This window comes from Phenylobacterium sp., from assembly GCF_030651755.1.
In the GTDB taxonomy this organism is placed as follows: Bacteria; Pseudomonadota; Alphaproteobacteria; order Caulobacterales; family Caulobacteraceae; genus Phenylobacterium.
Genome location: NZ_JAUSBZ010000022.1, coordinates 1 through 13,189, shown reverse-complemented (window position 1 = coordinate 13,189; position 13,189 = coordinate 1). Strand labels below are relative to the sequence as shown.

The window sequence follows — 13,189 nt, the reverse complement described above, 5'->3', positions numbered from 1 at the left end:
CCGGGCTGCGTCCTTTAGGAAGCGGCCAGTTCGAAGGCCGCGGTGATCTTCAGCTTCACTTCGTCAGAGACGACGGGGGCGGCGTAGCCCAGGCCGAAGTCGCTGCGCTTGAGCGTCGAGGTGGCCGTGAAGCCCACGGTCTGGGCCTTGCTCATCGGATTGGCGCCGGCCCCCATCAGCTTGGCGTCCAGCACCACCGGCTTGGTGACGCCGTGCAGGGTGAGGTCGCCGGTGATCTTCGCTTCATTGCCGTTGGCGACCACCGAGGTCGACACGAACTTGGCGGTGGGGAACGTCTCCACCTCGAAGAAGTCGGCCGAGGCCAGGTGCTTCGCAAAGCCTTCCGAGGTGACGGTCAGGCCCGACAGGGGAATGTCGATCGACAGGCTGGCGGCCGCCAGGTTGGCGGGATCCAGGTTCAGGGTCCCGGTCATCTCACCGACCATGCCGTAGAGGGTGGAGAAGCCCATATGATCCACCGACCAGACCACCTGGGTGTGGTTGGTGTCGACCTTGTAGCTGCCAGCCACGACGCGGGAGGCTTCCGGCTGGCCCGGCATGGCCGGCGCCTGAGCCATGACAGGCGAGGCCAGGACAATCGCCGCCACGGCGGCCAACAGGTGGGATTTCATGATCGACCTCTCAATGTTGCTTGGCCGGCGCCTTCGGCGGCCAGCTTGCGGAGGTAAGCATAGAGGTCGCCCGCGCCAAGGTCGAAGCCTGTGGCGCCATGGGTCCCTCACGGCCGACAGGCGTCAAGGCCAGGCGCCCCGCGCCTTGACCAGGTAAGGCATATTCCTTACTTATATTGCCGATTGAGGAGCCCCACCATGTCCACACTGCTCGAAGAAGTCAGCACCATCACCGCCAAGGGTCAGACGACCATTCCGAAGTCCGTTCGCCAAGCGCTCGGCGTAGACTACGGCGACAAGATTTCCTTTCGTGTGGATGAGCGGGGGGTTTCAGTGCATCGGGTTGATGTCGAACATGACGACGAAGCGATCAGCGGCTTTCTGACCTTCCTGGCCGAAGACATCGTCCATCGGCCCGAGCGACTCTCCGAACTCTCTCCGGAACTCGCCGCACGGCTCACTGCGCTGGCGGGGGATACTGAGGTCGATCTTGATGCGCCGATCGACGGCGCGGTCGATCTCTAGAATGGTCGTCAACGGGTGGCAGTTGGTGACTCACCCGCTGTTTCTCGATCAGTTCGAGAGGCTCGCGAACGCCGTCGAACGCCAACGAGAAACAGATCCTGAGGGCTGGCGCGGGTCAGCCAATGCGAAGCTGCTCGCGGCCCTGCGTCACCTTGTATTCGAAGTCATCCCACAGGACCCAACCCGACCTGAATATCGGCAGGGCGGAACCCGGGGCCGTGACCGGAAGAACTGGTTCAGAGCGAAGTTCGGCGCGGGTCGGTTCCGCCTCTTCTTCCGCTACAGCACGCGTTCGAAGATCATCCTCTATGTCTGGGTGAACGACGAGACCACGCTGCGCACCTATGGTTCAAAGTCGGACGCCTATGCGGTGTTCCGCAAGATGCTCGACAAGGGCGATCCGCCAGATGACTGGGCGGCGCTCCTTGCAGCCGCGAGCGAACCGGAAGCCCAGAAGCGTCTGGGCGCAGCATCAGTCAGACCAGCTTAGCCCAGGTCGGCGGCCGTCCCTCACGGCCGACAGGCGGCCTCGGGAACCTCGGGTTTGCGGACCCACTGGTAGGCCTCCACCCAGTCGCCGCGGGGCAGATAGGTGATGGGAAAGGTCTCGCCGTCCCGGGTCACCTGCAGGGTCAGGGTGCGGTCGGGATCGCCCTGCACCGAATCCATAGCCACCGCATAGGTCACCACATCGCCGTTTCTCAGGCCGGCCTTCTCGGCCTCTGAGCCCGGCATAAGACCGGCGATGGTCTTGACGTGACCGACCAGGGACCGGGGTTCAAACCCCAGCTCAAAGCGGCGAAAAGGGCGGGTTATGCGCGCAAAACAGGGGCTAAATGCGTCCGATTCCGGCAGCATCAGACCGCCCGCCAACATGTCGGCGGTGAGCTGGCCGCCCGCCTCCCCCAGCTCGGCGACCACCAGGTCCTGCCAGTCAGCCTCGCTCACCGGCAGGCCCGCCCGGCGCCGCGCGATCATGGCCAGGATCAGGTCATCCACCGATCGCTGACCGGCGGAGGCTTTGCGGATGCGATCGTTCAGCACCGCGAAGTACAGGCCGCCCCGGTCGTAAGGCAGGGTCCGGACCCGGGTGTCCTCCCAGAAGCGGGCGGCGATCTGGTCGTTGGGCGTGTCGTTGAGGGCGTTGGTGTAATAGCGCCGGGCGGTGTCGTTGATGTCCTGCAGATAGTCTTCGGTGGAGATCAGCCCCGCCCGCCAGGGCAGCTGGGCCTGATAGAAGACCGCATTACCCTCGGAGTACCATTGGCCAGGACCCAGCGAGGTCCAGGTGTGGATCATCTCGTGGGCGAGCGTGCCCTTGATGCTCTCGGCCGTCGTGGCCTGGCCGTAGGTGGTGAGGAAGGAGTTGGTCAGGGCCGCCCCGCCGCCGGCGTTGATCGGGTTGAACCGCAGGAGGACCCGGTAGGGCGGCTCCTCGGTCTCCTGGAAGAAACCGCTCATCCAGGTGTGAAGGGTCTCGGTCCATGCCATGAGCGGCGCCGGATCAAAGGGCGGCTCGCCCAGCCAGGCGGCGGAGAAGCCGTTGTTCTGGGGCTCGGCCGGATAGCGCTTCATGGGCCCCGCCATGAAGACCCCCGACCACAGGCGTTCAGCCGGGCCGGCCCCGGGCAGGACCGCATCGCCCTCCCCCCAGCTGGAGGTGGCCGAGGCGCCTGGCCCCATGGCGCTGAGATCCCAGTCGATGGCGACGCGATAGTCACGGCCGCCCTGGGGCGTCAGGAGGAAGGTGTTGCCCACGGCCGAGAAGCCCCCGCCCTCTGTCCGCAGCTGATAGGGCGGACCTGATCCCCGCCGCGGCGGGGTGTTGTCGATGGGGGCGCGATAGCTGACCACCAGTTCGCCCTTCACCGGTCGGCCGGCCAGCCAGTGGCGCGAATAGACCAGGGCCTCGGGATCATCGCGCACCTGCAGGGGAACGCGCCCCTGATCGTCCCGGGCGGTCAGCCCGATCAGATGTTCGGCTGCGGTCTCGGTATTGGCGATGACGATGGGCAGGCTGACCAGAACCTCGCCCGCCGCGGCGTCGACGTCCGACAGCGTCAAGGTGATGTCCACATGACCGAGGCCCCGGGCCTCATCCATCTGGCCCGGCGCGATGCGGACGGTGAGCGCCGCTGGCTCGGCTGCGGCGGCGGGAAGGCCGCCCAGGCACAGGGCGGCGGCAAGGATCAGGGACTTGGCGTTCATGAGGGGGGTCTAGAGCTCCATCAGGGCCTGGGCGCTGGCCAGGTCCTGTACGATGTGTCCCAGGGACTTGTAGGCGGTGACCTGGTCGGGGGACTGCCGGCCGGCCAGGCGGCCATCGAGCACCTCGCCGATCTCGCCGACCACGTGGCTGTCATCGATCAGCCCGGCGGCCTTGGCGGCCAGCACCTCGGCGCCCTGGGCCAGGACTCCCTCGCGGCTGTCGGCGATCAGGCGGGCGCGGACCACCAGATCGTGATCAACCTCCACAGGGCCGGCATAGCTCGACCCGACCAGATTGACGTGGGCGCCGGCCTCCACCCAGGCGCCGTGCAGCACGGGGGTCTTCGAACTGGTGAGGGTGCAGATGATGTCGGCGTCCTGCACCGCCGCTCGCGCCCCGGCCAAGGCCCGCACGGCCAGGCCGGTCTCGGCGGACATCGCCTCGGCGAAGGCGTCCGCGCGGGCGAGGTCCCTGCCCCAGACCCGGACGTCGGTCAGTCGCCGCACTCTGGAAATGGCCCGGAGATGGGTTCTGGCCTGTTCGCCATAGCCCAGAATAGCCAGCCGATGAGCCTCGGGACGGGCCAGGGCGTCAGTGGCCACGGCGCTGGCCGCCGCCGTACGGATGGCGGTGATCTCGCCGGCATGGGCGACGCAGATCGAGGCGCCGCTCTCCCCGTCGAACAGCACCACCACACCCTGGTGGGACTGGCGGCCCTGGGCGAAGTTCTCCGGAAACACACTGACCAGCTTTGCCCCGAAACAGGCCCGTTCCCCCAGCGCGCCGGGCATGACCCCGAACATGTGTCCCTGGGCCAGGGGGATGATCGAGCGCAGCAGCTGGCGGGTCTCGCCACGAGAGAGCGCAATCATGGCCGCTCGCACGATAGGGATGCAGACCTCGTAGGTCAGACGCGCGCGGACCTCCTCCTGGCCGATGACCCGCATCAGGCGACCTCGCGCTTGCGGACGAAGGCCACGTAGTAGCCGGTCCCCAACACCGCCCAGACGCCCAGGGCCGCATACGGAGTCCAGTCGGCGCCCAGGCCCAACAGGGCGACAATCACCGCCATCACCGTGCCGGCATAGGCCCAGAACAGGGTGGCCCGCTTGGACAGGCGGAAGGTGGCCGCCTCATAGATCTCCGGGTGCCGGCGCACCACCACGGCGGCGGCGAAGTTGACCCCGGCGTACTTGATCAGGGTCGGGATATTCACCGCCAGGAACAGGGCGGTCAGGTTCATCGGCGCGGCCAGGCCCAGGGTCGCGCCGACCAGGATGACGGTCAGGGCGACATAGGGCGCGCCGGTGCGGGCGTGCACCTTCATCATCGCCGCTGGCAGCATGCCGGCCCGGGCCATGGCGAAGAGGTTGCGCGAAAACCCGAGGAACAGCGAATTGATCGAGGTGCCGATGGCCACGACGGCGGCGGTGACGATCAGCGGCTTGGCCAGCGGCCCCATGAAGACCTCCGCGGCGTCCAGCAGCGGGGTGTCGCTGGCCCCCAGGGCGCTTGCCCCCAAGACCCCCATCGTCACCCCGGCCACCATCAGATAGAGGGCGACTGCGGTCAGGATCGACAGGGCGAGGCCCAGCGGGATGGTGCGACGGGGGTTCTTCACCTCATCGCCGATCTCGGTGGAAGATTCGATGCCGAAGAACAGGCCGATCAGCAGCGGGATGGCGGCGAAGACCCCGGCCCAGCCCTGGGGCAGCAGCGGCTCATAGGCCTGCGGGGCGATTGACGGCGCCCCCCAGGCGGCGAACAGGACGAACAGGCCGATCATGGCCGCGATCATCAAGACCTGCAGGCGGCCGGCCACGCCGACCCCGATCATATTCACCGCCCAGAAGATGACGAAGACCACGAACATGGCCGGCTTGGTGGGCAGCGGGACCACCATGTTCAGATAGCGGATCAGCACCAGGGCCAGGACCAGGATGGCGCCGAGATTGGAGACGATGCGCAGCCAGGCGATCATGAAGCCGAGGAAGGGGCTGACGAACCGCCGCGACCACTCGAACGAGGCGCCCGAGGTCGGCAGGGCTGAGCCCATGAAGGCGTAGGTGACGGCGATGACGAACATCGGCACGGCGGCGATCAGCACCGCCAGCAGCATGCCGGGTCCCGCCAGCGCCGTGGCCGGGGCGATCACCGAGAAGATGGCCACCCCCACCGCCGTCCCCAGGCCAAGCGAGATCACCGCCCAGAGATCGACGCCCCTGTGGAGCATTCCGGTCGTATCGGAGGCAGGCGGCGCAGGCTCGCTCATGGTCGCTTGTCCTTCTGGCGATAGAGCCAGTCTGTGACCGCCAGGTCCTGGGCCGCATGACCCAGGGACTTGTAGATGGTGATCTGGTCGGCGGCGGTGCGGCCAGGCCTTGCGCCCGCCAGCACCTCGCCGATCTCGGCGGCGATGTGATCGGCGGGAAGACCCGAACGCAGGAACTCGCCCCCATGGGCCAGCACATGCTCGCGGTGGTCGACGATGAAGCGGGACCGGGTCACCAGGTCGGTGTCGATCTCCGCCTGTCCAGGCCCGCTGGAGCCGACGGCGTTGACGTGGGCGCCGGGCGAGACCAGACGCCCCTCCAGGATCGGATCGACCGCCCCGGTCACCGTGCAGATGATCTCTGCGCCGTCCACCGCCTCGCCCACCGTCGCGCAGGCGCGCAGGCCATGGCGCTCGGCGAAACCCCGGGCGCGGGCATAGTCCCGGCCCCAGACCCGGATGTCGTCCAGCGGGCGAACGAGCCTCAGGGCCTCCAGATGCGCCAGGGCCTGCTTGCCCAGGCCCAGTATGGCCAGGCTGCGCGCGCCCGGGGCGGCCAGGGCGTCGGTGGCCACGGCGCTGGCGGCGGCGGTGCGGATGGCGGTGACCTCGGCCGCATCGGCCAGGCAGACCGGCGACCCGGTGGCGCCGTCAAAGATCACCACCAGGCCCTCATGGGCTTTGCGGCCGGTTCCGTCATGAAAGACGCTGACCAGCTTGGCGCCAAAGACGCCGTCAGCCGACAGGGCCGCGGGCATGATGGCGAAGGTGCGGCCCTCCCCCAGGCCGATGAAACTGCGCAGATGCTGGCGCACCCGGCCATCGGAGAGCGCGACCATCGCCTCGCGCACCACGGGGATCGCCGCGGCGTAGGTCAGGCTCTCGCGCACACCGGCGGCGTCGATGACGATGGGATCGGCGGCCTGCGTGGCCATGCGGCGAGCCTCCCTCGAAGATGGAGACGGGGGCGGGCGATGGTGGGGTCACCGCGCCGCCCCCGCAGGTCGGCCGGGCTGCTGAGCGCAGCCCGGCGCTTTCCTGGTCCGCCCTAGAAGCGGGCGTTCAGGCCGACATAGTACTGGCGACCCAGGATGTCGCCATAGTTCCGGGTCGGATAGGACGGCTCTTCGTCCGTCAGGTTGATGACGCCGGCCCGCACCGTGTACTTGCCGAAATCATATTGGCCCGAGACGCTGTGGCGGATGTTGCGCTCGATGATCGGGTTGGGGTTGTTCTCGATGGTCGCCGTCGGGGTCGCCTTCACCTCCGGCAGGTAGATCATCGAGTAGGTCAGGCGGACGGGCCCGCGAACGTGGCGGGCGTCGAAGCGCGTGGTCCAGTCGGGATTGGCCACCGTGCCTTCCAGCCGGCTGCGGTCGAAACCGGTGACCGAGGTCTCCAGCTTGGCGGTGTGAGTGGCCTCGATGGACAGGTCGAGATTGCCCCAGTCGGCGTCGCCGAAGAAGCGACCCGGCGCAAAGGTGTAGCCGACGAAATAGGTCTCGCCGCGATAGGTGACCTCACCGGCGTTGAAGGTGGTCGTCTGGGCCGTCGCCGTGGCGCCGGTGGCGTCGCGGGTGAAGCGGCTGCAGATGTCGGCCGGCTGCGGACTGGAGTCGTAGCAGGTCTCCATGAAGTTCTGCGGCGTGAAGGGCGACAGACCATCGGTCAGGTCCACCTCGATCCGGTCGACCACGATGGTCAGGCCCGGCGCGAAGGTCGGCTGGAAGATGAAGCCGATGGTGGTGGTGTCGGAGATTTCGTTGCGCAGGTCGGGGTTGCCGCCGGTGGTCACCAGGGCCGCGGCGAAATTCTCCGCGGGGTTCTGGAAGGTGGCCAGTGGGCCGTAGCTGGGATTGGCGGCGAACAGGGCCTGGCAGTTGGCCAGGCGCGTGGCCGGGGCCGGACCGCCGCTGATGCGGTCTGCGTCACAGGGGTCCTGGCCGACGCTGGCCAGGGCGGTGCGGGACGGCGCCAGCAGCTGCTCCAGGGTCGGCGCGCGGAAGTTGCGGCTGCGCGATCCGCGCAGGGTCAGGCCATCGAAGACCTCCCAGCGAAGTCCAGCGCCCCAGACGTCCTCGCTGCCGGCCAGGGAGTTCTTCACCCGCCGGAAGGCGCCTTCGAACTCGACCGACCGGGCGAAGGGCAGAGTCACATCGCCGCCAAGGATGGGGACCAGCAGTTCGGCCGAGTATTCGTTGGTGTCGTACTCGCCGCGGGTGGCCACGGTGGGCACCCGCGAGCCGGTCAGACCCCGCTGGGAGGCCTCAAGGGGTACGAACTTGGCGCTTTCGCGACGATATTCGTAGGCCAGGGAGAACTTGGCCGGGCCGGCCGGCAGGGTGAACAGGTCCCCGCCGACTGTGGCCAGGAAGTTGTCCTGAACATTGTAGAATTCCTGGCCCGTCTGGACGGTGGCGTAGGCACGGGCCTCCGGCGAGACATTGCCATTGCCGAAGGGATTGATCGGCGCGCAGGCGGCGTCGTCATTGGCGGTGCTGGCGTCGGCGTTGATGGCGCAGACGATGGTCCCGGCGCTGTTGCGCACAGCGTTGATGGCGTTGTTGAAGCGCGCGGTGTCGACGCCCCAGGCTTCCTGGCGGCCTTCGGTCACGCCACGGCTCGCCGTCGCGCTCCAGTAGAAGTTCCGCTCGGCGAAGTCGAAGTCGCCTTCCAGGCCGGCCAGGGCGCGGTAGCTCTCGGTCACCTGGCTGCCTTCGCGGGTCGGCAGGAGGTCGTCGAACCACTTGGACAGGAACAGCGGCGCGCCCGCCCCGAACGCCGGACGCAGCGCGGTGAGCTGGGCCACCGTCGCCGGGGACAGGAAGGGATTGGTGCGGGTGAAAGTGATGACGCCGGCGCCTGAGGCGGCGTTGTTCAGGACCGTGTAGCTCGACTGCGCCGCATAGGGGTCGGTCCCCTCAGTGCGGCCATAGAGCAGTTCGCCAGTCAGGCGGACCCGGTCGGTCAGGTCGAAATGGCCGATGGCGTTGGCGCTGAAGCGCTCGACGCCGGTGCGCAGGGCGGCCAGCTCGCGATAGGTCTGGCCCTCGCCGCCGCTGGCGAAGGGGACGCCCTGGATCGAGCCGGGATTATAGGCTGCGATCCCTCCGGCCGAGGTGAACTGCTGGCCGAGCAGGAAGCCAGGCACGGGCGCAGGCGTGGTGAAGATGACGCCATTGGGATTGAACTCCCAGAACCGGGCGTCGAAGATTTCCTTCACCGAGGGAATGCCGTCGGTGTTGGAGGTGTTGGCCGGGTTCGGCACGGTGATCCGGCCCAGATTGCTGCGCGGACGGTCATAGTCGAGCAGGGAGTCGTTCTGCGACCATTCCAGGTTCAGGGCCACATTGCCCCGGGCGTCCAGGAAGTTCTTGCCGAAGGTCCCGCGCAGGGCGTGGACCGGATAGTCGCTCCGCGAGGAAATGCCGGTCTGGGCGTCGAGCTCGATCCCCTCGAAATTGGTCTTCAGCACATAGTTGATCACCCCGGCGATGGCGTCGGAGCCATAGACGGCCGCGCCGCCGCCCTGCACCACCTCGACCCGGTCCAGCAGGCCGAGCGGGATCATGTTGGTGTCCACCGAGGAGCCCGCGAGACCGTTGGACGAGGCCACGAAGCGTCGGCCATTGACCAGGGTCAGGGTGCGGCCGGGGCCGAGGCCAAACAGGTTCGGAAATTGCTGGCCGGCGCCGGCGGCTGTACCGGAGCCCGCGGCGATCGGATAGTTGGGGATGTTGGAGCTGATCTGGTTCATCAGATCGCCCACCTGGACCACGCCGCGGTCGGTGAAGGACTGCTGATCCACGGTCAGGACGGGGGCGGCCGTTTCGGTGTCGACCCGCCGGATCCGCGATCCGGTCACGATGATTTCCTGGATCTGCGTCGCGTCGGTCGCCTGCGCCACGGCGGGCGCCGCTGACAGGGCGGCGGCCATGGCCGCCCCTAGCATGGTGGTGGCGAGCAGGCGCCCCCGGATCGTCTGATAGCTCATAGCATCCCCCAACGGCCGGAACGGCCCCCAAAATCCCCAGAACTCCAGCCGAAACGCCCCATATTTCTCAGTTTGGGTGCGCTCGCCGAAGCTGAAGACAAGCGATTGCAGTCAATTCAAAGCTAGCCCGCGAAACGCGGTTTTTCTTTTCGAAAGCTCCAGCGTCATGGCCCCGTCGCAAATCGTTTATGCAACGAACCAAGTCACTCTGCATGCTGAATGCCGAGGCCTGCGAAAGGCGGAATGTCGCATCTAAGCAGACGCGCCAGGACGTGGGTCGACGGCTCTTCAAGTCACACTCCGGCGGCGCAAGGCGGCGTGCAGCCGGCTCAGGCCCACATCGAGGCCCTCGGCGTCGCCGCCAAAGCCGATGCGGATATGGCCAGACTGACCAAAGAATTCGCCTGGGGCGACCACGATCTGGTCGGCCTCCCATAGCCAGGAGGCCAGTTGGAGGGTGTCGCTCACACCCACGACCTTTGGAAAATACATGCAGCCCACGGCCGGCGGCCCCCCCTCAATCAAGCCATCGGCGATCATGGCGGCGGCATGGGACTGTAGAACCGGTCGGGCGGCCGCCAGAACGCCACGCCAATGGGCGTCAAAGGGCGCCATGTCCTCCAGGGCCAGGGCGCCGATGGCGTGGGACAATTTGGAGACCCCGAGATCGCCCTGGGGATTGGCGGCCTGCATGGCGGCGATATTGGCCTTGGAGCCCACCGCCCAGCCGCACTTCAATGCAAACAGGCCTTGCACCTTGGTGAGGCTTCCGGCGCTGACAAAGGCGTCAGACAGGCCCACGGCTGATCCCAGCCCGGCGAAGTCGGCATAGACTTCGTCGATCAGCACCCGGGCCCCCACCCGCTCGGCGATCGCGCCAATGGCGCGCAGCGCCGAGGGGTCCAGCACCGCTCCGGAAGGATTATGCACCTGGGTCAGGAGGATCAGTTTGGTGTCGGGCCGGACCAGTCCGGCCAGCTCGTCGAGGTCGATGGCGAAATCCGGCGCGCGGCGCGGCAGCGGGGTGATCTGCGCCTTCGCCTCCTGCGCCAGGGCCGGAAGCAGGTCGAAGGCGGGCGCCTCGACAATCACATGGTCCCCCGGCCTCACAAAGGCGCGCATGGCCATGGCCATGGCGCTGGTGGCGCCGGTGGTGCAGATCACCTGGTCGAGGTCGACCCCATGGCGCGCCGCCACCGCGGCCGACACGAAGCGATTGCCCCCGGCGAAGGTGCTTTCATAGCGGTCGGTCACACCATCCTGGAAGGCGCGGCGCACAAGACCGGCCAGGAGATCGGTGGGCTCGCGGATGGTTGAGTCAAAAAGAACCACGGCCCGCGGCTCGGCGGCCACGGCGCGCATCACCTCGCGCACCCAGGCGGTGTAACCGCCCACGGCTCCCGACTTCAGCCCCTGCTCGAGGGCGAGGCTCAGTCGCACGCTCGATGAATTCAAGGCCGCATCCCCATGGCCCGCACTCCTTGCCCCGCCACACAAGCGACGGGCGCCCACGAAGTGATCCTAGTTACGGACTGTGGTTTTTCTTGCCTTTGTGTTCCTTGACAGCGGCCATGTCCGCATCCGCTATGCTCACTGAGAGATACGGAGACATAAGATATGCCGTCGGCTCTGGACGCGATCGACATCAAGATTCTCGACCTGATGCAGAAGGACGCCTCGCTCTCCACGGCGGAGATGGCCGAACGGGTGGGCCTGTCCCAGTCGCCCTGCTGGCGGCGCATCCAGCGCCTCAAGGACGAAGGCTATATCAAGGGCACCGTGGCGATCCTCGATCGTGAGATGCTGGGGTTCAAGATGCAGGTCTTCGCGCAGGTGAAGATGAACACCCTGACCGACCAGGAGCGCGAAGGCTTCTTCAAGGCGATCCACGAGATCCCGGAAATCCTCGAATGCTACGCGGTGTTCGGCGAGATGGACTGCATGATGAAGGTTCTGGCGCCTGACGTGAACTGGTACCAGGACTTCATCTTCTCCACGATCCTCAAGCTGCCCGGCGTGGTGGACGTGCGCTCCATCGTCACCCTGTCGGAGTCCAAAGCCACCACTGCGGTGCCCCTGCGCCATCGCCAGTTCCGATAGGCGGGAGACGGCTGCCGGGAGAAACACGCGCAAATCCGGGAGACCAGCAAGACGCATAGCCTATCCAAGCCGGCCGCGGGCTGTTGCGCACAATGGGAAGAAAATCCCGCCATCCGCAGCTAGGCTCACCTCAAACTCAGGAGGAACCGGGCCATGGGGTTTGTCGGAAGAGGTCTAGGTCTGATCGGCGTCTGCGCGACGCTGGCCCTGGGCCAGGCCCACGCACAGTCCGCCCCTTCGCCGAGCCTCAGGCCCGTGGCCCTGAGCGCCCCGGTGGTCACGACTCATCAGGGGGTCTTCAACAATCAGCCGGTGACCTATCGCGCTAAGGTCGAGGCCCTGGACCTGCCTGGCCAAGATGGCGCGCCCGGCGTGCGCCTGATCACCACCGCCTATCTGGCGACCGGGGACCTGGCCCGCGTTGAGCGGCCCGTGATCTTCGTGTTCAACGGCGGCCCGATCTCGCCCTCGCCCTATCTGCACATGGGCGCATTTGGGCCTCGCCGCCTGGCGGTTCCCGACGATCTCAGCGCCGATCCGGCCAGCTTCGCTATCGTCGACAATCCCTACACCGTCCTCGATGTCGCCGACCTGGTGTTCTTCGATCCCGCCGGGACGGGGTTCAGCCGCTTCGCCGAGGGCGTCGATCCCGAGGCCTATTTCTCCGTCGAGGCCGACGCCCGACAGTTCACCGACTTCGTGGTCGCCTGGTCTGCGGCCAATGGCCGGACCGCCTCGCCCAAGCACCTGTTTGGCGAGAGCTATGGCACCATCCGCGCGGCGGTGGCCGCCCGCCAGATTCAGGATTTGCCGCAGGACCAGAACCTGCGCGGCGCAATCTTCATGGGCCAGGCCATGAACATCGTCGAGTACGTCCAGCGCCCGCAGAACATCATCAGCTATGTGGTGTCTTTGCCGACCCTGGCGGCCACCGCCTGGTGGCATGGCAAGGCCGACCTGAAGGGCCAGGACTTCGAGCCCTGGATGGCCGAGATGCGTGTCTTTGCGCGCACCGAATACCTGACCGCCCTGGCCCAGGGCGATGATCTGGACCCCGCGGCCCGGGCCGCCATCGCCCAGAAGCTTGAAGCCTATAGCGGCATCCCGGCGGCCTTCTACGTCGAGAACAACCTGCGGATCACCAAGGAGCGCTTCCGGGTCGAGCTGCTGAAAGATCAGGGCCTGACCCTAGGCATGGCCGACGCCCGCTATACGGGTCCGTCCGCCCCCCCTGGCCAACGGGCGGCGGATCCCTCGCGGGTCCTGCCCGAGGCGCTGATCGCCGCCTTCGAGGTTTATGCCCGTGACACCCTGAAGGTGGGGGACCTGGGCGACTACAGCACTCGAAGCCCGGTGACCGCCGGCTGGCGCTATGCCGAGGGCCCGGCCTCGCCCTTCTCGGACTATCCCTTCATGAGCGCGGTCAGCGAGGTGTTCGCCCGCAACCCCAACTTCCG

General features: G+C 67.2%; 11 protein-coding genes. 4 read left to right on the top strand and 7 right to left on the bottom strand.

Annotation, left to right across the window (positions count from 1 at the left end):
- Positions 1–14: 14 nt before the first annotated feature.
- Positions 15–632, bottom strand: a complete 618-nt coding sequence (locus Q7V15_RS01835; protein WP_304753350.1) for a YceI family protein — start codon at positions 630–632, stop codon at positions 15–17.
- 198 nt (positions 633–830) lie between these two features.
- Here Q7V15_RS01835 and Q7V15_RS01830 point away from each other — a divergent pair, with 198 nt between their 5' ends.
- Both Q7V15_RS01830 and Q7V15_RS01825 read left to right on the top strand, forming a co-directional pair.
- On the top strand, positions 831–1,157 hold the full coding sequence (locus tag Q7V15_RS01830; RefSeq protein ID WP_304753348.1) for a type II toxin-antitoxin system PrlF family antitoxin: 327 nt from the start codon (positions 831–833) through the stop codon (positions 1,155–1,157).
- Between the two features lies 1 nt (position 1,158).
- A complete protein-coding gene (locus Q7V15_RS01825; RefSeq protein ID WP_304753346.1) occupies positions 1,159–1,647 on the top strand; it encodes a type II toxin-antitoxin system YhaV family toxin in 489 nt (162 codons plus the stop codon).
- A gap of 20 nt (positions 1,648–1,667) precedes the next feature.
- Here the strand turns inward: Q7V15_RS01825 and Q7V15_RS01820 are convergent, their stop codons facing one another.
- The 6 genes from Q7V15_RS01820 to Q7V15_RS01795 form a co-directional block, all read right to left on the bottom strand.
- Positions 1,668–3,365, bottom strand: a complete 1,698-nt coding sequence (locus Q7V15_RS01820) for a hypothetical protein (RefSeq protein WP_304753344.1) — start codon at positions 3,363–3,365, stop codon at positions 1,668–1,670.
- Positions 3,366–3,374: 9 nt separating this feature from the next.
- Positions 3,375–4,313, bottom strand: coding sequence for an ornithine cyclodeaminase family protein (locus Q7V15_RS01815; protein ID WP_304753342.1), 939 nt, complete (start codon positions 4,311–4,313; stop codon positions 3,375–3,377).
- Positions 4,313–5,638: an APC family permease gene (locus Q7V15_RS01810; protein ID WP_304753341.1), complete on the bottom strand. Its 1,326-nt coding sequence runs from the start codon at positions 5,636–5,638 to the stop codon at positions 4,313–4,315. Before Q7V15_RS01810 ends, Q7V15_RS01815 begins: the two co-directional genes overlap by 1 nt.
- Positions 5,635–6,573, bottom strand: a complete 939-nt coding sequence (locus tag Q7V15_RS01805; protein WP_304753339.1) for an ornithine cyclodeaminase family protein — start codon at positions 6,571–6,573, stop codon at positions 5,635–5,637. Before Q7V15_RS01805 ends, Q7V15_RS01810 begins: the two co-directional genes overlap by 4 nt.
- 113 nt (positions 6,574–6,686) lie before the next feature.
- A complete protein-coding gene (locus Q7V15_RS01800; RefSeq protein WP_304753337.1) occupies positions 6,687–9,632 on the bottom strand; it encodes a TonB-dependent receptor domain-containing protein in 2,946 nt (981 codons plus the stop codon).
- A gap of 288 nt (positions 9,633–9,920) precedes the next feature.
- Positions 9,921–11,087, bottom strand: a complete 1,167-nt coding sequence (locus Q7V15_RS01795) for a pyridoxal phosphate-dependent aminotransferase (protein WP_304753336.1) — start codon at positions 11,085–11,087, stop codon at positions 9,921–9,923.
- A 162-nt stretch (positions 11,088–11,249) separates the two neighbouring features.
- On the opposite strand from Q7V15_RS01795, the gene Q7V15_RS01790 reads away from it, so the two are divergent.
- Positions 11,250–11,732, top strand: coding sequence for an Lrp/AsnC family transcriptional regulator (locus Q7V15_RS01790; protein ID WP_304753334.1), 483 nt, complete (start codon positions 11,250–11,252; stop codon positions 11,730–11,732).
- 153 nt (positions 11,733–11,885) lie between these two features.
- Positions 11,886–13,189 (top strand): S10 family peptidase (locus tag Q7V15_RS01785; RefSeq protein WP_304753332.1); only part of this gene is annotated, 1,304 nt, incomplete at its 3' end.

What these genes read in the sequence shown, in the direction of transcription:
- Q7V15_RS01825 (WP_304753346.1), top strand. Translation starts at nt 1,159, where the DNA reads ATGGTCGTCAACGGGTGGCAGTTGGTGACTCACCCGCTGTTTCTCGAT.
- Q7V15_RS01820 (WP_304753344.1), bottom strand. Translation starts at nt 3,365, where the DNA reads ATGAACGCCAAGTCCCTGATCCTTGCCGCCGCCCTGTGCCTGGGCGGC.
- Q7V15_RS01830 (WP_304753348.1), top strand. Translation starts at nt 831, where the DNA reads ATGTCCACACTGCTCGAAGAAGTCAGCACCATCACCGCCAAGGGTCAG.
- Q7V15_RS01805 (WP_304753339.1), bottom strand. Translation starts at nt 6,573, where the DNA reads ATGGCCACGCAGGCCGCCGATCCCATCGTCATCGACGCCGCCGGTGTG.
- Q7V15_RS01835 (WP_304753350.1), bottom strand. Translation starts at nt 632, where the DNA reads ATGAAATCCCACCTGTTGGCCGCCGTGGCGGCGATTGTCCTGGCCTCG.
- Q7V15_RS01790 (WP_304753334.1), top strand. Translation starts at nt 11,250, where the DNA reads ATGCCGTCGGCTCTGGACGCGATCGACATCAAGATTCTCGACCTGATG.
- Q7V15_RS01810 (WP_304753341.1), bottom strand. Translation starts at nt 5,638, where the DNA reads ATGAGCGAGCCTGCGCCGCCTGCCTCCGATACGACCGGAATGCTCCAC.
- Q7V15_RS01800 (WP_304753337.1), bottom strand. Translation starts at nt 9,632, where the DNA reads ATGAGCTATCAGACGATCCGGGGGCGCCTGCTCGCCACCACCATGCTA.
- Q7V15_RS01815 (WP_304753342.1), bottom strand. Translation starts at nt 4,313, where the DNA reads ATGCGGGTCATCGGCCAGGAGGAGGTCCGCGCGCGTCTGACCTACGAG.